Source organism: uncultured Sphingomonas sp. (assembly GCF_913777625.1).
Classification (GTDB): domain Bacteria; phylum Pseudomonadota; class Alphaproteobacteria; order Sphingomonadales; family Sphingomonadaceae; genus Sphingomonas.
Window position 1 is genome coordinate 393,957 of record NZ_CAJYTI010000010.1, and the last position, 19,074, is coordinate 413,030.

Sequence of the window (19,074 nt, forward strand, 5' to 3'; positions counted from 1 at the left end):
CGCTGCCACGGGAGACCATAGAATGAGTATCGATTTCCTTCCGCCCGACGTGGACGAGCTGACGCCGAAGATCGCGGTGATCGGGGTTGGCGGCGCCGGCGGCAACGCCATTGCCAACATGATCCGCGCCGAGGTGCAGGGCGTCGAGTTCCTGGTCGCCAACACCGATGCGCAGGCGCTCAAGCAGTCGGTCGCCCCCCAGCGTATCCAGCTGGGCGCGAAGATCACGCAGGGCCTGGGCGCCGGCTCGCGGCCCGAGATCGGTCGTGCGGCGGCCGAGGAGACGATCGAGCAGGTCCAGACCTCGCTCGAAGGCGCGCATATGTGCTTCATCGCGGCCGGCATGGGCGGCGGCACCGGCACCGGTGCGGCGCCGGTGATCGCCAAGGCGGCGCGCGACATGGGCATCCTGACCGTGGGTGTCGTCACCAAGCCGTTCGCCTTCGAAGGCAAGCGTCGCGCCCAGTCGGCCGAGGCGGGCATCGAAGAGCTGCAGAAATATGTCGATACCCTGATCGTCATCCCGAACCAGAACCTCTTCCTGATCGCCAATGCGAACACGACCTTCAAGGAAGCGTTCGAGATGGCCGACGAGGTGCTGCAGCAGGGCGTGCGCGGCATCACCGACCTGATGGTGATGCCCGGCCTGATCAATCTCGACTTCGCCGACGTCCGTTCGGTGATGCAGGAGATGGGCAAGGCGATGATGGGCACCGGCGAGGCGGACGGCGACGACCGCGCGCTGATCGCCGCCCAGAAGGCGATCGCCAACCCGCTGCTCGACGGCGTCTCGATGAACGGCGCCAAGGGCGTGATCGTCTCGATCACCGGCGGCGAGGACATGCGCCTGCTCGAAGTGGACGAAGCCGCGAACCATATCCGCGAGCTGGTCGATCCGGACGCGAACATCATCTGGGGTTCGGCATTCAATCCGGAGCTGGAAGGCCGCATCCGCGTGTCGGTGGTCGCCACCGGCATCGACGCGAATGTCGAGAACCGCCCGGCCGCCCCGGCCGAACAGCCGCGCGTCTTCTCCTTCTCCACCCCGCGCCGCACCACCGCTGCGACCACCGCGCCGGAGCCGGTCGCGGCTCCCGCACCGGCCGCCGCTGCGCCGGAGCCGGTAGCACCGGCGTCCGTGGTCGAGGAAGCGCCTGCGCCGGTCGTGTCCGCGCCGGAGCCGGTCGCGGCCGCCCCTGCGCCCGAGCCGACTCCGCCGGCCCCGCCGTCGGACGAGCTGCTGCTCGGCACCGAAGCGCTGGTCCCGACGCCCGCACCGACCCCGGCACCCGCGCCTGCGCCCGCACCGGAGGCACCGGCCGGCCGTCGTCGCTGGCTGACCGGTGGCGATGAGGATACGGACAGCCGTCCGCGTCCGAAGACCGGCGGCACGCTGTTCGAGCGCATGGCCTCGGCCTCGCGCGGCACCAAGCCGGCCGAGGAAGAGGACAAGGATCCGCTGGACATACCGCGCTTCCTGCGCAGCCAGAACAACCAGTAAGAACGGCGCACGGGTGGCACGGTTCGCCGGCCACCTGTCGCTTTGTCAGCGGCGGTTCAGCGCCGTTGTGCCAGCAATGTGGCCAGCATGATCAGCAAGAAACATCTCGGCATCGGCGCATGGGCGTCGGCGCTTCTCCTTGGCGCGTCTCCGGCGCTGGCGCAGGGCGAAGTCGTCCAGGCGCACAACCCGGATGCGGACGCGCTCGCCACCCAGATGCGCGTGCTCGCCGAGAACCCGCGCGATGTGGAGGCGCTGCTGGCGGCGGCACGGCTGAGCACGCGGCTGGGCGACCTGTCGGGTGCGCTCGCCCTGCTCCAGCGGGCCGAGAGCATCGAGCCGAACAACCCGCGCATCGCCAGCAACCGCGCCGCGGTGCTGGTCCGGCAGGAGCGCCCGGGCGAGGCGCTGCGGCTGTTCCAGCGGGCCGAGCAGCAGGGCGTCGACGTGCGCGAGTTCGCGGCCGATCGCGGTTTCGCCTATGATCTGCTCGGCCAGCCGGTGCTTGCCCAGCGCGATTACAAGCTGGCCCTGGCGACACGGCGCGAGGACGAGCTGGTGCGCCGCTATGCGCTCTCGCTCGGCATCAGCGGCAATCGCGCCGGGGCGGAGCGCGAGCTGGACCCGCTGTTGCGCGCGCAGGACCGCGCGGCATGGCGCGCGCGCGCCTTCATCCTGGCGATGAACGGCGATGTTGCGGGCGCCGAGAAGATATCCGAGACGATGATGCCGGGCGCGGCGGGCAAGAACCTGGTGCCCTTCTTCCGCCGGATGGCGACGCTGCCCACCGCCGACCGCGCCTTTGCGGTGCATTTCGGCGAGCTTTCGCCGACGCCGGCACGCCTCGCCGACGCGCGCATGGCGCCTTCGCTGCCGGCCTATACGCCCAGCGCGCCGGTGCAGGTCGCCCAGGCGCAGCCGGTGAAGCCCGCCACGACGCCGCTGCGCGAGGAGCCGCGCGGGCACCGTTCGACCAGCCGCTCCGCGCCCGTGCAGATGGCAAAGGCGGAGACGTCGCCAGCGCGTCCGGTTCCGAGCGCGCCTGTGCCGGTCGCGACGCCGGCACCCACCTACCAGCCGCCTGCGCCGACGCCGGGGCCCAGCTACCGCGCGCCGACGCCGGTGGCATCGGCCAACCCGCAGCCCTCCGCGAAGGTCGGAGCCGAGGACAAGTCGCTCGCCGCGATCATCGCGCATGTCGACGTGCCGGCTAGCGAGCGCGAGGCGGCGGCGCGTCCGGTGGCGCTGCCGCCCTGGATCAACACCTATGCGGCGCATCCGGCGACCGTCGCGGCCAAGCCGGCGGAGGAGGCGGTCAAGCCCGCCAGGCCCGCCGCACGCAAGCCGGTGAAGGAAGAGGAAGCGGTGGAGGCCAAGCCGGTTCGGGGCGTGGCCAAGAAGGGTACGCGGATCGAAGACGAGGCAGACGCCAAGTCGGTCAAGGGCGCGCCGAAGAAGGGCACCAGGACAGAGGAGGAGGCGGACGCCAAGCCCGGCAAGGCTGGCATCAAAAAGGGTGCCAAGGTCGAGGACGACAGCGACGCCAAGCCCGGCAGGCCCGGTGCCAGGAAGGGCTTGAAAGCCGACGACGACGTCGACGCCAAGCCGACCAAGGGCAAGAAGGGCGAGCCCAAGAAGCCGGACCCGAAAAAGGCCGAGCCCGAGCGCGTCTGGGTGCAGGTGGCGAGCGGCGCCAACGAGTCGACCGTCGACCGCGCCTGGAAGAGCGTGGCGGCCAAGTCGCCCAAGCTGCTCAAGGCGCGGGGCGGCTGGTGGATGCCGTTCAAGGCGACCAACCGCATCGTCACCGGGCCGTTCAAGACCAGCGCCGAGGCGCAGGCCTTCGTCAACAAGCTGGCGGGGGAGGGCGTGTCCGCCTTCACGGTCACCAGCGAGGCCGGGCAGAAGGTGACGAAGATCGCCCCCTGACCCTTCGACATGGGCGCAGGGCTCGGCTAGGGGCGGGCGCGTGAAACAGCTTTCTTCCTGGGCCTGCATGCCCGGCGACACGCGCGGGCGCCGCCATCCCGAGGCGGGCGGCGGCGCCCGCGGCCCGCGCGACGCCTTCCAGCGCGACCGCGATCGCATCATCCATTCGATCAGCTTCCGCCGCTTGCGCCACAAGACGCAGGTGTTCCTGGCGCCCGACGGCGACCATTTCCGCGTTCGGCTGACCCACAGCCTGGAGGTCGCGCAGATCGGCCGCGCGATCGCCCGCGCGCTGGGGCTCAACGAGGACCTGACCGAAGCCTTGTGCCTCGCGCACGATATCGGCCATCCGCCGTTCGGCCATGCCGGTGAGGACGCCCTGGAGGCGGCGCTGGCGGGGAAGGGCGGCTTCGACCATAACGGCCACACGCTGCGCACGCTGACCCTGCTCGACAGCCCCTATCCTTCGTGGAATGGACTGAACCTGACCTGGGACACGCTGGAGGGGCTCGCCAAGCACAATGGCCCGATCCACGAGCCGCAATGGGCGCTCGCCGCCGCCGATGCCGAGTTTCCGCTGGAGCTGGACAACTGGCCCTCGCTCGAGGCGCAGGTCGCCGCGATCGCCGACGACATCGCCTATGACAATCACGACATCGATGACGGCTTGCGCGCCGGGCTGCTGACGCTCGACCAGATCATGGCAGTGCCGATGATCGCCGACGCCTGGCGCGACGTCGAGGCGCGTTTCCCCGGCGTCAGCGCCAAGCGGCTGACCGGCGAGCTCATTCGCTCGCAGATCGGGTCGATGGTCAACGACTTCATCGCCGAGACGAAGGCGCGAATCGCGGAGTCGGGCGTGGCGACGGCGGAGGACGTGCGGCAGGCGGGTCGGTGCCTCGCCGGATTCTCGTCGGCGATGCGCGACGCCGAGCGGGGCCTCAAGCGGTTCATGTACGCCAATCTCTACCACCATCCGAGCCAGCTGGCGGCGGCGGCCTCGGCGCGGCAGGTGGTGGCGGGGCTGTTCGCCGCCTATGTCGACGATCCGGCGCGGATGCCGGCCGAGTGGCGCGAAGCGCTACCCGCCGACGATCCCTGGCGCAGCCGCCACATCGCGGACTTCATCGCCGGCATGACCGACCGCTACGCCATCGCCCGCTACCGCGAACATTGCGGCACGATCGACCTGCCCGAGGGATTTTGACCCTCTTATCCTCCCCCGCCAGGGGGAGGTGGCGCCAAAGGCGTCGGAGGGGGAGGATTCCAGAACATCTCCTCGAGGTGTGCTTCCTCCCCCTCCGTCAGGCTGCGCCTGCCACCTCCCCCTGGCGGGGGAGGATGTGGGCCGTCAGAACGCCGCGCTCAGCGAGAACACGACCTTGCTGCCCGCGATGCTCGATCCGTCCTTGGTGCTGGAGAAGTTGGGCTGCAGGTAGGCGCTGTCGCGCTTGGTGATGCTGGTGTCGACATAGGCGACGCCGAGCACCAGCTTGCCCAGCGCCAGGTCCGCGCCGAGCAGCCAGTCGGCATAGCTGCCTGTCGGCGCGACGCTGGTGCCGTTGGGGCCGAGGCCGGGATTGCCGTCCGAATAGCCGAGATGTGCCTTCAGGGTGATCGGCGTCCTCGGCACCGCCGTGCTCACATCGCCCCACAGGTAGAGATTGTGCTCCTTGTCACCCGCCTTGCTCTGGGGCGTGGCGCTCCAGTTGCCGAGCGCCTGCTGCGGCGGGGCATAGGCGACGCCCGCCAGCGCCGAGACCGGGCCGATGCTGCCGCTGAGCTTGACATAGGGTTCGGCAAAGTCGGTCTTCGCCGCGCCGCCCGGATACATGTACCAGGTTAGGCCGACATCGAGCGCGGCACCTTTCCCGATCGGCAGCTTGTAGCCGCCGACCACGTCCAGCTCCATATTGGCGCCGCCGAACGTGCCCCAGCCGGCGAGGTTCGATCCCCACAGCGATCCGTACAGCCCGCTTTCGTGGGACACGGTGACGCCGCCCTGGACGGCCATCTGCTTGTCGGTCTGCGAAACGCCGCGGAACCGATAGTCGGAAACGAGCGCGACGCTGCCGGATATCGTGATCGGCTTCGGTGCCTCGGTCTCCTGCGCGAACGCCGGCGAGGACAGGCCGAGCAGGGCTGCTGCGGCAAGACGGATCTTCATGGAACATTCCCTCTCGGTTGCGAGTGAAAGTTCCATCCTGCGGCGAGGCGGCGACTGGTTCTCGATGGACCGGGCCTGTCGCCTCGCCGGATCAACTTCGCAGTGCAGCATTGCTGCTTCCTCACCCGATCGTAAGAAAGTGTTGCTGGCTGCGGGGACATGATTCGTTACAGGCGCGCAAGGCGAAGGCAAAGGCGGCGGCGTAGATGGTGGGGACAGGAGAGATGCCCGACCATGAGGAACGTCACCGTGAAGCTTGCGACCATCGCGCTACTGTCTGCGACCCTGCTCGCCGCCCCGGCGGCCGCCCAGTCGCTCCATGAAACCCATGAGCGGGTATGGATGCCCGCCGGCAAGAGCCACGGCGTCACCTGGCGGATGAAGGGCCACAAGCCCCGAGCCGCCCAGGCGCATCACCAGGCCGGCAAGCACCAGTATCTGCCGGCCCACAAGGCGCCGGCGAAGGAAGTCCATCGCGCGAGCGGTAGCCACGCCGGCGCCAGCGAATAATCCAGTTTCCGTCCCCCCAGAACGGAAAGCCCCGCGATCCTCCCTCGGGATCGCGGGGCCATCTGTTTTTCGGCTAGCCGATGCGGCGGTCGCTCAGCGCGACGCGACCTGCACCTTGGTCACCTTGGGCACGCGGAACGACACGCGGGTGCCGGCGGCGTTGCCATCGACCCAGCCGTTGCGCACGACGAGGCGGAACTTCTGGTTGCCCGGCTTGGCGACGCCTTCCAGGACCTGCGCGTCACCCTTCGGGGTCGACGTGTAGACATAGGTCACGCCGTCACGGGTGAAGCTGCGGGTGGCAACGTTGTCAGCCGCGAAAGCGGGAGCGGCGGCAAACAGGGTAGCGGCGAGTGCGATGGTGAAACGGGTCACGATCTTTCTCCTTCGTGGGGCCAAAAGAGCCAGATCGGCATCCTTCGTATGTTCTTGATAGACAAAATGTTGCGCTGCAGCAGATTCGACAACCGCAAAGCGCGGGGGTCATGGTTGCAGCTTTTGCAAGCGTAGCGGCGCGGGACGAACGGCTTGCCGATGCGACGAACCGTTGCGGCTGGCAAACTTCTGCGACACTTGCCGGGTAGACAGTCCGCCACAGTGCGGAGGTGTCGCCGATGGCCGACAAGAGTATCGCGTTGAACCGCTTTGGCCTGGGCGCCCGCCCGGGTGAGGATCCCGGCGCCGATCCGCGCGCGTGGCTCGATCAGCAGCTTACACACTATGCGCCCGCGCCGGCTGCGCTGGCGAACCAGCCGGCGAGCGGCACGCTGGTCGCGCAGTTCGTCGACTATCGCGAGCGTCTCGCCCAGCTCAAAAAGGCGGCGGGCACGCCTGCGGCACCGGCCGCGGTCGCGCCGCCGGCGATGCCGGCCAGGCCCGCCGGCGCGATGGCGCCGATGGTCGCCCAGCCGCCGGTGGTGCAGCCCGCCGACGATCCTACCGAGGCGTTTCGCAAGCAGTTCAACCAGCAGAGCCGCGACCTCTACAACGGCGCGGTCACCGCCCGCGCGCTCGCCGCGATCCAGTCGCCCGCGCCCTTTGCCGAGCGGCTGGTGCATTTCTGGGCCAATCATTTCGCCGTCTCGGGCGACAAGATGGAAGTGACCAACCTCGCGGGCGCCTTCGAGTTCGAGGCGATCCGCCCGCATGTGATGGGCAGCTTCCGCGACATGCTGTTCGCGGTCGAGCGGCATCCGGCGATGCTGCTGTTCCTCGACCAGGCGGTGTCGGTCGGTCCCAACAGCCCGCTGGCGGTGCGCGCGGGCAACCGGCCCAATGTCCGTCGCAGCCTTGGCCTCAACGAGAATCTCGCGCGCGAGATCATGGAACTGCACACGCTGGGCGTGCGCTCCGGCTACAGCCAGGCCGATGTGACCGAGTTCGCCCGTGCGATGACCGGCTGGACGGTGGCCGGCTTCGGGCGAGGGCCGGTCGCCAAGCTCACCGGCGCTACCGGCCGTCCGGGCGACTTCGTCTTCGCCGAGGCGATGCACGAGCCGGGCACGCGCACCATCCTCGGCAGGCAATGGACGGTGCCGGGCGAGGCGCAAGCGGCGGCGGTGCTGGACTATCTCGCCACGCACCCGGCGACGGCGAAACACATCGCCACCAAGCTCGCCCGCCACTTCGCCGGCGACGATCCGCCGCCCAAGCTGGTCGCGCGGCTGGAAGCGACCTTCGTCAAGACCGGCGGCGATCTGCCGAGCGTCTATCGCACGCTGATCGCCTCGCCCGAATGCTGGGCGCCGGGGACGGTCAAGTTCAAGTCGCCCTGGGAATGGTCGATCTCGGCGATGCGCGCGGTCGGCACCCAGCAGCTCCAGCCCAATGCGGTGCCGGGGCTGATGTACCAGCTCGGCCAGCCGGTGTGGAAGCCGGGCTCGCCCGCCGGCTGGGACGATGTGACCGGCGCCTGGGCCGCGCCCGATGCGGTGTTGCGCCGGGTGGAAGCCGCCGAGCGGATCGCCCAGCGCACGCGCGACCTGATCGACCCGCGCGCCCGCGCCGCCGAGATGTTCCCGGAGGCGCTCAGCCCCGCCACCGCCCAGGCGATCGCCCGGGCGGAAAGCAACAGCCAGGGAGTCGCGCTCCTGCTGGTCGCGCCCGAGTTCCTGCGGAGATAGCGTCATGATACTGAATCGTCGTCACCTGCTTTCCGCCGGCGCCACCGCGCTGATGGTCTCGCCGCTGGGTGCGCGCATGGCCTTCGCCGCGGCGCCGACCGAGCGCCGCTTCGTCTTCATCATCCAGCGCGGCGCCGCCGACGGCCTCGGCGTCGTCGCGCCGGTGGGCGATCCGGCCTATGCCGGCGCGCGCGGCGACCTCGCCGCCGATTTCGCCAGCGCGCCGAAGCTGGACGACATGTTCGCGCTGCACCCGGCGATGCCCAACACGCTGGGGCTCTACCAGGCGAAACAGGCGCTGTTCGTCCATGCCGTGGCCTCGCCCTATCGCGACCGCTCGCATTTCGACGGGCAGAACGTGCTCGAGACCGGCGGCGTCTCGGCCTATCAGCTCAAGGACGGCTGGATGAACCGGCTGCTCCGCCTGCTCCCCAGCGGCGACAAGGCGATCGCGCTCGCGGCGACCGTGCCGATGGCGCTGCGGGGATCGCTGGAGGTGGCGAGCTATGCGCCGTCCTCGCTGCCCGATGCCTCGGACGACCTGCTCGCGCGGGTGACGGCGATGTACGAGGGCGACAAGCAGCTCCACCCGCTCTGGCAGGAAGCGATGGCGACGCGGACGCTGGCCGGCGATCTCGGCGCCAAGAAGGCGGCGGACACCGGGTCGCTCGCGGCCAAGCTCCTCTCGGCCCCCGGCGGCGCGCGCGTGGCGATGATCGAGACCGGCGGCTGGGACACCCATTCCGGCCAGCGCGGACGGCTGGGCAACCAGCTCAAGGGCCTCGACGCGATGGTCGCGGCGCTCAAGTCCGGGCTGGGGCCGCACTGGGACAATACGCTGGTGGTGGTGGCGACCGAGTTCGGCCGGACGGTGAAGGCCAACGGCACCGGCGGCACCGATCACGGCACGGGATCGGTCGCGATGCTGCTCGGCGGCGCGGTGCAGGGCGGCCGGGTGCAGGCCGACTGGCCGGGGCTCAGCGATGCCGCGCTCTACGAGGATCGCGATCTGAAACCGACCACCGCGCTCGACGTGCTGATCGCCAGCGCGGTCTCGCGCCATTTCGATCTGGCACCGGCGCGGACGGCCAAGGCGCTGTTCCCGGCGATGACGACCGCGGCAACGATGGACGGGCTGATCCGCGCCTGACGCCAAAAAGAGGCCGGGATGGCGAACCATCCCGGCCCATGCCGTCGGCCCCCAGGGGAAGGGCCTCGGGCGATCAGCGGAACAGCGAGGTGATGGTCTGCGGCGCCTGGTTGGCGATCGACAGAGCCTGCACGCCCAGCTGCTGCTTGGTCTGCAGTGCCTGCAGCTTCGCCGATTCCTTCGCCAGATCGGCATCGACCAGGTTGCCGATACCGGCTTCGATCGTGTCCGAAAGCTTGCTGGTGAAGGTCGACTGCGCGTCGATGTTGCGCGATGCCGCGCCCAGCTTGCCGAGCACCGAGGTGAGGTTCGACTGGGTCGTGGTGATCGTGTCGATCATCGCCTGGGCCGAGGCCTGGGTGCTGATCGTCGCGGTCGACGAGATGGTGATGTTCGATCCGCCCAGATCGAGGCCCTGGTTCGCCACGGTGAGCGAATCCGGGTTCCACTGCGAGGTCGCGGTGTTCGAGTCCTGCAGCGACTGCAGGGCCGTCACGGTACCGCCGCCGGTCTTCAACAGGTTGGTCCCGTTGAAGTCCGCCGAGTTGACGATCGTGGTGATCTGATCGCGCAGCGCGGTGAAGTCGTTGTTCAGCTGGGTGCGGCTGTCGGCCGTCTGGCCGGCATCCGCTGCCTGATACGCCTTCGCCTTCATCTGGTTGACAATGTCGGAGATCTGCTCGGCACCGGCAACGGCGACGTCGGTCACGCTCTTGGCGCGGCTGAGCGACGACGAGACCGACTTCAGGCCGCCCAGATCGCTGCGGAGGCCCTGGGCGATCGTGTAGGTTGCCGAGTCATCCTTGGTCGAGGAAACCGCCAGGCCGGTGTTGATCCGGTTCTGGGTGGTCGCCAGGTCCTTCTGCGTCTGGTTGAGGCTCTGGAGAGCCGCCATTGCGCCGACATTGGTGTTAACGGAGAACGACATGTTGCTTTCCTTCTTGGATGGTTGTCGCTTCTGCGACCAAGACCGGACCCACCGGTCATCGGCGAGATACTGCTGCATCTCGCAGGTCCATTCTGGGAAGGAACTTGGGTGGAAAAAATTATTTCTTTAAATTTCAATGGTTACATTTGGATACTTCGTGAAACCAGGATATTCGGGATGGTTATCGATCGTTAACCATGAATCTGTTGCAAGCGTTGCTGCTGCGTTTCGATGGGCCGGGCTGAGCGGTGGTGGCGGAGCGCTGAGAGTGCGCGCATGCGAGCGGGGCGCCGGCGTGGCGGCGCATTAGGGGCGGGACCTGAAGCCCGCCACGCACTCGACGTGCTGATCGCAAGCGCGGTCCCAGCCACTTCGCGCCGGCCTCGTCGCGGCCGGCGAAGGCGCTGTTCCCGGTGATGGCGGCTGCGGCGGGGATGGAGGGGCATGTGCGGGTGTAGAGTCGGATTGCTCCAAAACGGTGAAGTAATCCGCCCAAGATCGTTACGCCATCTCGACAATGTTCTCATTTTGTTCTATGGGTTCCTTCGTGGCGGATGCGGGGGAGTGCGTATGCAGACAGCAACCGAGCAGCGGCGAGCTTTTGCGATTTGGTTGCGGACCGGGCGATGGGTTCGCATTGGGGGCGAAGGTGCCATCGAATTTAAATTCAACCCTTGGCATGATCCGTCTAATGGACGGTTCACCTTTGCGGGGACTGGCAGTGCTTCGAAGGCCGGCTCCGGTTTACGCGGGCAACGGAAGCGAAAGCGTGTTCCGCCCTATGGGGACGATCCGAAGCTCAAGCCAATCACGTCGCTTGAAGAGGCAGACGCGTGGAGAGCGAGCGAATTGGCCAAGCATCCGGGGGATCCGGATTGGCGAGAAGCGATAGAGGTTAGATACCGCCACTACCGCAATCAGTTCAGTCTTCCTCCGTCCTCTCCGCCGCCATCGCCATTAATTTCGCCTCAGCAGGAGGGTTTTGTTGGCGGTGGAGGGCAGGGCGGCGGCGGAGGCGCCAGCGGGAGTTGGGAGACGCCATCTGGCGACAACCGTTCCGCAGACGCTCATGAAACTCGGTCCGGTATGGCCCTGGCCAGCCGAGCCGAAGAGCGAACTTGGCGGCATGTGTCTCGCAACGGCTATGACTATCAGATCGACGAACGAGATCGAACCCGACGCGTGTCCGGCGTCTTAGTTCTTGCACCGTCTCAACCCCGGTCCAGAAGTCTTCAGCGCGGTGCCGGTGGTGCTGATCGATTGCCGACAGACGATGGTGGGCATTACATAGCATCGCGCTTCAACGGGCCGACTGAGGCATTCAATTATTTCGCGCAGGATGCCAGCGTCAATCGAGGCAAGTACAGGGCCCTTGAGGATCAGTGGGCAAGGGCTAAGCGGGTGGGAAGTGCCGTAACTGTGAAGATCGTGCCGCATTTTCGTGGTACATCACAGCGGCCCATGACCATTGACGTCGTTTTCAACATCAACGGACGTGAAAACAGCGTGAAGCTACCGAATGAGCGGGGAGTAGGGCGGCATGGCGACTGAGGAGACGGAACGTCTGCTGGGGGAGATTGGACAGATGCTGGCGGCCGACTCGCTTTATCCGATCGAAAACAGCTTGCTCTATGCGGAAGTCGATCCGGAGATGATTTCGCCCTCGATCTACAAGGATGGTGGCGATTACATCATGTATCGGCGGCCGGATCTCGATCGTTGGAGCGAGGTCCTGCTGGAGCTTTGGCACGCGCAAGAGGGAACAGCGCGATGGTCGGAGATCCAGTATTTCATCCGTAACGGGCGGTTTGAGGTAACCTACACCTATCCCGATGATCCCAGCCGAAGTGACGACATGATGGAGCGACGCGAACAGGCGTTGCGTCGCTATTATGGCGACAAGCCCGTCCGCTATCCACCCTGGGAGGAGGATGCGCCGTCCTACACGCTCTGAGCTTAGAGAGTTGGTGCGCGTGCTTCCGATCTTCCCCTGCGAGGGGAGGTGGCGTGCGAAGCGCGACGGAGGGGTGTATACGCTGGTGCGGCATGCGCATGCCTTGACCGGGGCACCCCTCCGTCAGGCCTTCGGCCTGCCACCTCCCCTTGCAGGGGAGGATCGCTGCACCCAATAGGGATGACGGCGCCGCGCCACTGCGCTACAGCCGCCGCTCCCATTCCCCATTGGATTGCTCAATGACGCTCTATGCTCGTTTCGCCGCGCATCTGAATCTGGCCCTGGATGCGCTCGTCCTCGCCGGCGATCTGCCTGCGGGGCTGGAGCGACGCGCGATCACGGTCGAGCCGCCGCGCGATCCGAGCCATGGCGATCTCGCCACCAATGCCGCGATGGTGCTCGCCAAGCCCGCCGGCACCAATCCGCGCGCGCTCGCCGAGAAGCTGGTCGCCGAGCTGGAGAAGCTGGACGAAGTCGCGGCCGTGTCGGTCGCCGGCCCCGGCTTCATCAACCTGACGCTGACCGAGGACAGCTGGCGCGGCGAAGTCGCCGCGATCCTGGAGGCCGGGGCGGATTATGGCCGCTCGTCGCTGGGCGCGGGGACGACCGTCAACGTCGAGTACGTCTCGGCCAACCCGACGGGCCCGATGCACATGGGCCATTGCCGCGGCGCGGTGGTGGGCGACGCGCTGGCGAGCCTGCTCGAATATGTCGGCCACAAAGTCATCCGCGAATATTATGTCAACGATGCCGGCGGCCAGGTCGACGTGCTCGCCCGCTCGGCGCACCTGCGCTACCGCGAGGCGCTGGGCGAGACCATCGAGATCCCCGAGGGGCTCTATCCGGGCGACTATCTGAAGCCGGTCGGGCAGCAGCTCGCTGCCGACTATGGCGACAAGTACGTCGACGCGCCCGAGAGCGAATGGCTGGCGTTGTTCCGCACCATCGCGGTCGCGGCGATGCTCGTCATGATCAAGGACGATCTGGCGCTGCTGGGCATCCATCACGACCTGTTCTCCTCCGAGGCCGAGCTGCAGGCCGCCGGCAAGCCCGAGCAGGCCGAGGCGTGGCTGCGCGAGCGCGGGCTGGTCTATGACGGCGTGCTCGAGGCCCCCAAGGGCGAAACGCCCGAGGACTGGGAGCCGGTGGAACTGCCGCTGTTCCGCTCGACCCAGTTCGGGGATGACCAGGATCGCCCGATCAAGAAGTCGAACGGCCAGTGGACCTATTTCGGCGCCGATCTCGCCTATCACTTCCAGAAGGCGCAGTCGGCCGACCAGCTGATCGACATCTGGGGCGCCGACCATGCCGGCACGGTGAAGCGGATCGTGGCAGCCGTCCAGGCGCTGACCGGCGGCAAGACGCGGTTCGACGTCAAGCTCGTCCAGATGGTCCGCCTGCTGCGCGCCGGCGAGCCGGTGAAGATGTCCAAGCGCGCGGGCAATTTCGTGACGCTGGCGGACGTGGTGCGCGAAGTGGGCAAGGACGTGGTGCGCTTCACCATGCTCACCCGCAAGGCCGATGCCCAGATGGACTTCGACTTCGCCAAGGTGCTCGAGACGTCCAAGGAAAACCCGGTCTTCTACGTGCAATATGCCCATGCCCGGGTGGCGTCGGTGCATCGCCGTGCGGCCGAGGCGGGGATCAGCCTGGACGAGGACGCCGACCTGTCGCTGCTCGACGCGCGCGAGCTGGCCGTTGCCAAGCTCGCCGCGCAGTTCCCGCGCGTGGTGGAAGCGGCGGCCAGCGCCCGTGAGCCGCACCGGATCGCCTTCTATCTCTATGATCTAGCAGCGGAATTCCATGCGCTCTACAATATGGGCAACGACTCTGCCGATCGACGTTTCCTGATGGTCGAGCAGCCGGCGCTGACCCGCGCGCGACTGTTCCTCGGCCGCTCGATCCAGCAGGTCATCCGCAACGGCCTCGCGCTGATGGGCGTGGAGGCGGTCGAGGAGATGTGAGCTCGATGGTCGGCCGGTACGACGATAGCGAGCGGCTCCCGTGGCTGGAGACCGTGGAGGCAGTGTATGAGGAACCCCGGCAGGGCCGGGTGTTCGTCTATGTCTTCGCCGCACTGCTCGTGCTCGGCGCGGCCGGGGGGCTCTATTACTGGCTGCGCCACCAGGCTGGGCGCGACGGCAACGGCGCGCTGATCGCGGCACCCGCCGAGCCGTACAAGGTGCGGCCGGACCAGCCCGGCGGCATGCGCGTCGACGGGGAGGGCGATATCGTCTTCCGCACCAGCCAGGGCGGGCCGAGCGAGGCCGGCATCAATGTCGGCGCGCTGCCCGAGGCGCCGGTGGAAGGCCAGAAGCCGCAGAAAAGCCCCGCCAATGCCCCCAAGGCGAGCAGCAGCGCCACGATCGCGCTGCCCGCGCCGACGCTGGTCCGCGCGACGCCGACTCCGAAGCCGGCATTGGCGGGCGGCGGCGAGGGATCGGGCGCGCTGGTGCAGCTCGGCGCCTTTCCCAGCGAGAGCGCGGCCAATGGCGCCTGGACGCGGATGTCGAAGCGGTTCGCCTATCTGGCCCCGCTCGGCAAGCTGGTGATCCCCTTCGCCACCGAGGACGGCAAGACCGTCTACCGGCTGCGGGTGAACGCCGGCAGCAATGGTCAGGCGCGCGAGATCTGCGGCAAGCTGAAGGTCGCCGGCGAGAACTGCTTCATCGCGAACTGAGGGGGGTTGCGGGCGGAGACGGATCGGCTAGGCCGCTTCCCCATGAAGCCCGTGATCTTCGGCCTGTCCGGCCTGACGCTGACCGACGACGAACGCGCCTTTTTCCGCGAGGCGGATCCGCTCGGCTACATCCTGTTCAAGCGCAACTGCGTCGATCCCGCCCAGATGCGGGCGCTGACGGATGACCTGCGCGACCTGAGCGGCCGGGCCAACCTGCCGATCCTGATCGACCAGGAAGGCGGCCGCGTCGCGCGGATGCAGCCGCCGGTGTGGCCGGCCTTCCCGGCGGGTGCGGCGTTCGACGCGCTGTACGAGCGCGCGCCGATCTCGGCGATCGAGGCGGCGCGGGCGAACGGCCAGGCGCTTGCCGCGATCCTGCGGGAGGCGGGGGTGACGGTGGACTGTGCGCCGCTGCTCGACGTGGCCGTAGAGGGCGGCACGCCCGCGATCGGCGACCGGGCGTTCGGGCGCGAGCCGATGCGGGTGGCGGCGCTGGGGCGCGCGCTGCTCGATGGGCTGGCGCGGGGCGGCGTGGTCGGCATCGTCAAGCACATGCCGGGGCACGGTCGCGCGATGGTCGACAGCCATCTCGAACTGCCGCGGGTGAAGGCGAGCGCAGAGGAACTCGCGGCGGACCTGCTGCCGTTCCAGCGGCTGGCGGCGGCCCCCATGGGAATGACTGCGCACATCGTGTTCGAGGCCTGGGACGCCGAGCTGCCGGCGACGCTCTCGCCGACCGTGATCCGCGAGATCATCCGGGGGAAGATCGGCTTTGACGGGCTGCTGTTCACCGACGATATCGACATGAAGGCGCTGTCCGGCACTGCGGGCGAAAAGGCCGAACGCGCGCTGGCGGCGGGCTGCGACGTGGTGCTCGATTGCTGGGCGCGGATGCCGGAGATGGTCGAGATCGTGTCGCGGATCCCCGATGCGTTGGCCTCTTGCCTAGAGCGACTGGCGCGGGCGATGGGCTCGGTCGGCGAAGCGGAGGACGTGCCGCTCGCCGAGCTGCTGGCCAAGCGGGATGCGCTGCTGGGGTTGAGCTAGGCCTTAGCCCCTACCCTTCAGGGGGGGGGCTTAGTAGTGTGGATTTGCTTGGTGGGTCTCCCCCTCCTATGACCACCCGGTGGACGGGGGCGACGATATTCTGAAGATCGAGGTCGAGGGCTGGGAAGGCCCGCTCGACCTGCTGCTGGCGCTCGCCCGCACCCAGAAGGTGGACCTGCGCCAAATCTCGATCCTCGAGCTGGTCGAGCAGTATCTCGCCTATGTCCATGCCGCGCGCGAACTGCGGCTGGAGCTGGCGGCCGACTATCTCGTGATGGCGGCGTGGCTCGCCTATCTCAAATCCGCGCTGCTGCTGCCGCGCAACCCCGCCGAGAGCCCGAGCCCCGAGGAACTGGCGCTCCGCCTCCAGCTCCGCCTCGAACGGCTGAGCGCGATGCGCGAGGCGGGCGCGCGACTGGTCGCACGCGACCGGATGGGGCGCGACGTCTTCCCGCGCGGCGCGCCCGAGGGGCTGCGCGTTCAGCGCCAGGCCAAGTGGGAAGTCGAGATCTTCGACCTCATCGCCGCCTATGGCCGCATCAGCGCGCGCACCCGGCCGGTGATGCACGTCGTCGCCCACCGCGACGTGATGACGCTGGAGGCAGCGCTGGAGCGGCTCTCCGCCCAGCTCGGCACGCGCATCGACTGGTCGGTGATCGAGAGCTTCCTGCCCGAGGGCGCCAGCGACTTGTATCGCCGCTCGGCGCTCGCCTCGTCCTTCGTCGCGGCGCTGGAGCTGGCGCGGCAGGGACGGCTGGAGATCCGCCAGGACGCGCCGTTCGCGCCGCTCTATCTCAAGGCGATCCCGCAATGATCGACGCCGGCGATCCGGTGCGGGCGGTGGAGGCGGTGCTGTTCGCGTCCGAAGTGCCGCTGGGGGTGGACGAGATCCGCGCCTATGTCGGGCCCGAGGTCGATGTGCGCGCAGCCCTGGCAGCCCTTGCCGACTTCTATGCCGGGCGCGGCATCGAGCTGGTCCGCCGCGGCGACCGCTGGCACTTCCAGACCGCCGCCGATCTCGCCCATCTGCTCCGCCGCGACCGCGAGGACAGCCGCAAGCTCAGCCGTGCCGGCATCGAGACGCTGGCGATCATCGCCTATCACGAGCCCGTCACCCGTGCCGAGATCGAGGCGATCCGCGGCGTGCAGATCTCCAAGGGCACGATCGACGTGCTGATGGAGGCCGGCTGGGTCCGCCCCGCGGGCCGGCGCGAGGTGCCGGGGCGGCCGCTGATGTATGCGACCACGCCCGGCTTCCTCAGCCATTTCGGACTCGCCACCCGACGCGACCTGCCGGGCATCGAGGATCTCAAGGTGGCGGGGCTGCTCGATCCCGTCGATCTTGCGCTGGAACAGCTCGATGCGGCCGAGGCGGCGGCGGAAAGCGAAACCGTGGCGGACGACGAATAGGCGGATCCTGCCGGATTCGGCCGGTACAACCGTGGTACCGGGTGATCAGCCGTTGCCGTGGGGAGCCGCGGGCCTTAGATAGGCCTAGATATCAAGGAGAATTCTCATGGGTAGCTTCAGCCTGATGCACTGGCTGGTCGTCGGCATCATCGCCATCCTGCTGCTGGGCGGCGGCCGTTTCTCCAACATGATGGGCGACGTCGCCAAGGGCATCAAGAGCTTCAAGAAGGGCATGGCCGAGGACGACACCACGCCGACGCCGCCGACCCGCATCGAGGGCAAGGCAGCGCCCGAACCCGGCTACACCCCGGAAGCAGAACGCGCCCGCGAGGAGCGTCACTGAGCCGAACCGCGGCGCCCTGCTGACGGGGCGCCCGCAGATTGATCGCAAGGTGCCGGGCGTTCCGGCACGTGCCATGCGAGTGGATACGCCGAAAGAATGTTCGATATCGCGCCCAGCGAGTTCCTGCTCGTGGCCATCGTAGCCTTGGTGTTCATCGGCCCGAAGGACCTGCCGCGGGCGATGCATTTCGTCGGCAAATGGGTGGGCAAGGCGCGCGGCGTCGCCCGCCAGTTCCGCTCCGGACTCGACTCGATGGTGCGCGAGGCCGAACTCGCCGAGCTGGAAAAGCAGTGGGCGGCGGAAAATGAGCGGATCATGCGGCAATATCCGCCGCAGCCGCTGGCCGCACCCGATGTGCATGCGACCCCGGCCGCGATCGAACACCAGCCGCACGATCCCGCGCTCCATGGCGACGACGCTCCGGTCATGACTCCGAAGCCGGACATTCGTCCGGAACCTGACCCCGTCGACGTCGCCGCGCCCAAGCCCATGACGACCGACGCCAAGCCCGTGCCTCCTGCCAGCGAAGTGCAGCCGTGACCGAAATCGACGATACCCAGGCTCCCCTGCTCGACCATCTGATCGAGCTGCGGCGGCGGCTGATCTGGTCGATCGTGTCGCTGCTCGCCGCGTTCGGCGGCTGCCTCTATTTCGCGCGCGGCATCCTCGGTTTCCTCGTCGCGCCGCTCAAGACGGCTGGTCAGGTGAAGATCATCAACACCGAGATTTTCGGCGGCTTCCTCGTCGAGGTGAAGGTGGCATTCTTCGCCGGGCTGATGATCGCCTTCCCGGTGATCGCCAACCAGCTCTGGCAGTTCGTCGCGCCCGGCCTCTACCGGCGCGAGAAGCAGGCGCTGCTGCCCTTCCTGCTGGCGACGCCGGTGCTGTTCACCGCCGGCGCGGCGATGGCCTATTTCGTGGCCATCCCGGTGGCGCTCAAATTCCTGCTCGGCTTCCAGGGACCGCTGGGCGGCGTCGTCCAGGAAGCGCTGCCGGACGTGAACAGCTACCTCAAGTTCGTCATGCAGTTCATCTTCGGCTTCGGGATTTCGTTCCTGTTGCCGGTGCTGCTGATGCTGCTCGAGCATGCCGGCATCGTCACCTATGAGCAGCTGAAGGGCGCCTGGCGCTACGCGATCGTCGCGGCAGTCGCGATCGCGGCGGTGCTGACCCCGCCGGACATCGGCTCGCAGCTGCTGCTGGCGGGCCCGCTGGTCGGCCTCTATTTCCTGTCGCTGATTGCGATCTACTTCACGCGGCGGCGCCGCGAGCGCACGGCGGCGACCGAGGCCGAGGCCGAGGCGCAAACCGCCGAATAAGCGAGGCCCCCGC

At 68.1% G+C, this 19,074-nt stretch carries 19 protein-coding genes; 16 read left to right on the forward strand and 3 right to left on the reverse strand.

Annotation, left to right across the window (positions count from 1 at the left end):
• The first annotated feature begins 22 nt into the window (after positions 1-22).
• The 3 genes from ftsZ to QZ814_RS06875 all read left to right on the forward strand — a co-directional run bounded on the left by ftsZ (position 23) and on the right by QZ814_RS06875 (position 4,637).
• Positions 23-1,501 (forward strand): cell division protein FtsZ, encoded by a 1,479-nt coding sequence (gene ftsZ, locus QZ814_RS06865; RefSeq protein ID WP_294330402.1) that lies wholly within the window; start codon positions 23-25, stop codon positions 1,499-1,501.
• Between the two features lie 87 nt (positions 1,502-1,588).
• Positions 1,589-3,430: an SPOR domain-containing protein gene (locus QZ814_RS06870; protein ID WP_294330403.1), complete on the forward strand. Its 1,842-nt coding sequence runs from the start codon at positions 1,589-1,591 to the stop codon at positions 3,428-3,430.
• Between the two features lie 40 nt (positions 3,431-3,470).
• Positions 3,471-4,637, forward strand: a complete 1,167-nt coding sequence (locus QZ814_RS06875) for a deoxyguanosinetriphosphate triphosphohydrolase (RefSeq protein ID WP_294330404.1) — start codon at positions 3,471-3,473, stop codon at positions 4,635-4,637.
• Positions 4,638-4,781: 144 nt separating this feature from the next.
• Here the strand turns inward: QZ814_RS06875 and QZ814_RS06880 are convergent, their stop codons facing one another.
• Positions 4,782-5,597, reverse strand: coding sequence for a TorF family putative porin (locus tag QZ814_RS06880; protein ID WP_294330405.1), 816 nt, complete (start codon positions 5,595-5,597; stop codon positions 4,782-4,784).
• A gap of 234 nt (positions 5,598-5,831) precedes the next feature.
• Between QZ814_RS06880 and QZ814_RS06885 the strand changes: the two genes are divergently transcribed.
• A complete protein-coding gene (locus tag QZ814_RS06885) occupies positions 5,832-6,107 on the forward strand; it encodes a hypothetical protein (protein WP_294330406.1) in 276 nt (91 codons plus the stop codon).
• Between the two features lie 93 nt (positions 6,108-6,200).
• Here the strand turns inward: QZ814_RS06885 and QZ814_RS06890 are convergent, their stop codons facing one another.
• Positions 6,201-6,482, reverse strand: coding sequence for a hypothetical protein (locus QZ814_RS06890; protein WP_294330407.1), 282 nt, complete (start codon positions 6,480-6,482; stop codon positions 6,201-6,203).
• Positions 6,483-6,721: 239 nt separating this feature from the next.
• On the opposite strand from QZ814_RS06890, the gene QZ814_RS06895 reads away from it, so the two are divergent.
• Both QZ814_RS06895 and QZ814_RS06900 read left to right on the forward strand, forming a co-directional pair.
• Entirely contained in the window at positions 6,722-8,230 is a 1,509-nt protein-coding gene (locus QZ814_RS06895; protein ID WP_294330408.1) for a DUF1800 domain-containing protein, read from the forward strand.
• A 4-nt stretch (positions 8,231-8,234) separates the two neighbouring features.
• The gene (locus QZ814_RS06900) at positions 8,235-9,380 is read left to right on the forward strand and encodes a DUF1501 domain-containing protein (protein WP_294330409.1); all 1,146 of its coding nucleotides are present in this window, start codon (positions 8,235-8,237) and stop codon (positions 9,378-9,380) included.
• Between the two features lie 73 nt (positions 9,381-9,453).
• Here QZ814_RS06900 and QZ814_RS06905 read toward each other — a convergent pair whose 3' ends face one another.
• A complete protein-coding gene (locus QZ814_RS06905) occupies positions 9,454-10,308 on the reverse strand; it encodes a flagellin (protein WP_294330410.1) in 855 nt (284 codons plus the stop codon).
• Between the two features lie 570 nt (positions 10,309-10,878).
• On the opposite strand from QZ814_RS06905, the gene QZ814_RS06910 reads away from it, so the two are divergent.
• The 10 genes from QZ814_RS06910 (at position 10,879) to tatC (ending at position 19,061) form a co-directional block, all read left to right on the forward strand.
• Entirely contained in the window at positions 10,879-11,859 is a 981-nt protein-coding gene (locus QZ814_RS06910; RefSeq protein WP_294330411.1) for a DNA/RNA non-specific endonuclease, read from the forward strand.
• Positions 11,849-12,262 carry a hypothetical protein gene (locus QZ814_RS06915; protein ID WP_294330412.1) on the forward strand — a complete coding sequence of 138 codons (414 nt, stop codon included), beginning with the start codon at positions 11,849-11,851 and terminating at the stop codon, positions 12,260-12,262. The genes QZ814_RS06910 and QZ814_RS06915 overlap by 11 nt, the downstream gene beginning before the upstream one ends.
• A gap of 239 nt (positions 12,263-12,501) precedes the next feature.
• Positions 12,502-14,226, forward strand: a complete 1,725-nt coding sequence (gene argS / locus QZ814_RS06920; RefSeq protein ID WP_294330413.1) for an arginine--tRNA ligase — start codon at positions 12,502-12,504, stop codon at positions 14,224-14,226.
• A 5-nt stretch (positions 14,227-14,231) separates the two neighbouring features.
• Positions 14,232-14,942 (forward strand): SPOR domain-containing protein, encoded by a 711-nt coding sequence (locus tag QZ814_RS06925; protein ID WP_294330497.1) that lies wholly within the window; start codon positions 14,232-14,234, stop codon positions 14,940-14,942.
• Between the two features lie 42 nt (positions 14,943-14,984).
• Positions 14,985-15,989, forward strand: coding sequence for a beta-N-acetylhexosaminidase (gene nagZ / locus QZ814_RS06930; protein ID WP_294330414.1), 1,005 nt, complete (start codon positions 14,985-14,987; stop codon positions 15,987-15,989).
• Positions 15,990-16,068: 79 nt separating this feature from the next.
• Positions 16,069-16,803 (forward strand): ScpA family protein, encoded by a 735-nt coding sequence (locus QZ814_RS06935; RefSeq protein ID WP_294330415.1) that lies wholly within the window; start codon positions 16,069-16,071, stop codon positions 16,801-16,803.
• Positions 16,800-17,399, forward strand: coding sequence for an SMC-Scp complex subunit ScpB (scpB, locus tag QZ814_RS06940; RefSeq protein WP_294330416.1), 600 nt, complete (start codon positions 16,800-16,802; stop codon positions 17,397-17,399). The genes QZ814_RS06935 and scpB overlap by 4 nt, the downstream gene beginning before the upstream one ends.
• Positions 17,400-17,505: 106 nt before the next feature.
• Entirely contained in the window at positions 17,506-17,742 is a 237-nt protein-coding gene (locus QZ814_RS06945) for a twin-arginine translocase TatA/TatE family subunit (RefSeq protein ID WP_294330418.1), read from the forward strand.
• Between the two features lie 96 nt (positions 17,743-17,838).
• The gene (gene tatB / locus QZ814_RS06950; RefSeq protein ID WP_294330419.1) at positions 17,839-18,282 is read left to right on the forward strand and encodes a Sec-independent protein translocase protein TatB; all 444 of its coding nucleotides are present in this window, start codon (positions 17,839-17,841) and stop codon (positions 18,280-18,282) included.
• Positions 18,279-19,061: a twin-arginine translocase subunit TatC gene (gene tatC, locus QZ814_RS06955; protein ID WP_294330420.1), complete on the forward strand. Its 783-nt coding sequence runs from the start codon at positions 18,279-18,281 to the stop codon at positions 19,059-19,061. The genes tatB and tatC overlap by 4 nt, the downstream gene beginning before the upstream one ends.
• The last annotated feature ends 13 nt before the right edge of the window (positions 19,062-19,074 follow it).

Bases quoted from the DNA above. Each gene is read 5' to 3' on its own strand.
- QZ814_RS06900 (WP_294330409.1), top strand. From the start codon at position 8,235: ATGATACTGAATCGTCGTCACCTGCTTTCCGCCGGCGCCACCGCGCTG.
- scpB (WP_294330416.1), top strand. From the start codon at position 16,800: ATGATCGACGCCGGCGATCCGGTGCGGGCGGTGGAGGCGGTGCTGTTC.
- nagZ (WP_294330414.1), top strand. From the start codon at position 14,985: ATGAAGCCCGTGATCTTCGGCCTGTCCGGCCTGACGCTGACCGACGAC.
- QZ814_RS06945 (WP_294330418.1), top strand. From the start codon at position 17,506: ATGGGTAGCTTCAGCCTGATGCACTGGCTGGTCGTCGGCATCATCGCC.
- QZ814_RS06870 (WP_294330403.1), top strand. From the start codon at position 1,589: ATGATCAGCAAGAAACATCTCGGCATCGGCGCATGGGCGTCGGCGCTT.
- QZ814_RS06910 (WP_294330411.1), top strand. From the start codon at position 10,879: ATGCAGACAGCAACCGAGCAGCGGCGAGCTTTTGCGATTTGGTTGCGG.
- QZ814_RS06895 (WP_294330408.1), top strand. From the start codon at position 6,722: ATGGCCGACAAGAGTATCGCGTTGAACCGCTTTGGCCTGGGCGCCCGC.
- tatB (WP_294330419.1), top strand. From the start codon at position 17,839: ATGTTCGATATCGCGCCCAGCGAGTTCCTGCTCGTGGCCATCGTAGCC.
- QZ814_RS06905 (WP_294330410.1), bottom strand. From the start codon at position 10,308: ATGTCGTTCTCCGTTAACACCAATGTCGGCGCAATGGCGGCTCTCCAG.
- QZ814_RS06885 (WP_294330406.1), top strand. From the start codon at position 5,832: ATGAGGAACGTCACCGTGAAGCTTGCGACCATCGCGCTACTGTCTGCG.
- argS (WP_294330413.1), top strand. From the start codon at position 12,502: ATGACGCTCTATGCTCGTTTCGCCGCGCATCTGAATCTGGCCCTGGAT.
- QZ814_RS06925 (WP_294330497.1), top strand. From the start codon at position 14,232: ATGGTCGGCCGGTACGACGATAGCGAGCGGCTCCCGTGGCTGGAGACC.
- QZ814_RS06915 (WP_294330412.1), top strand. From the start codon at position 11,849: ATGGCGACTGAGGAGACGGAACGTCTGCTGGGGGAGATTGGACAGATG.
- QZ814_RS06880 (WP_294330405.1), bottom strand. From the start codon at position 5,597: ATGAAGATCCGTCTTGCCGCAGCAGCCCTGCTCGGCCTGTCCTCGCCG.
- ftsZ (WP_294330402.1), top strand. From the start codon at position 23: ATGAGTATCGATTTCCTTCCGCCCGACGTGGACGAGCTGACGCCGAAG.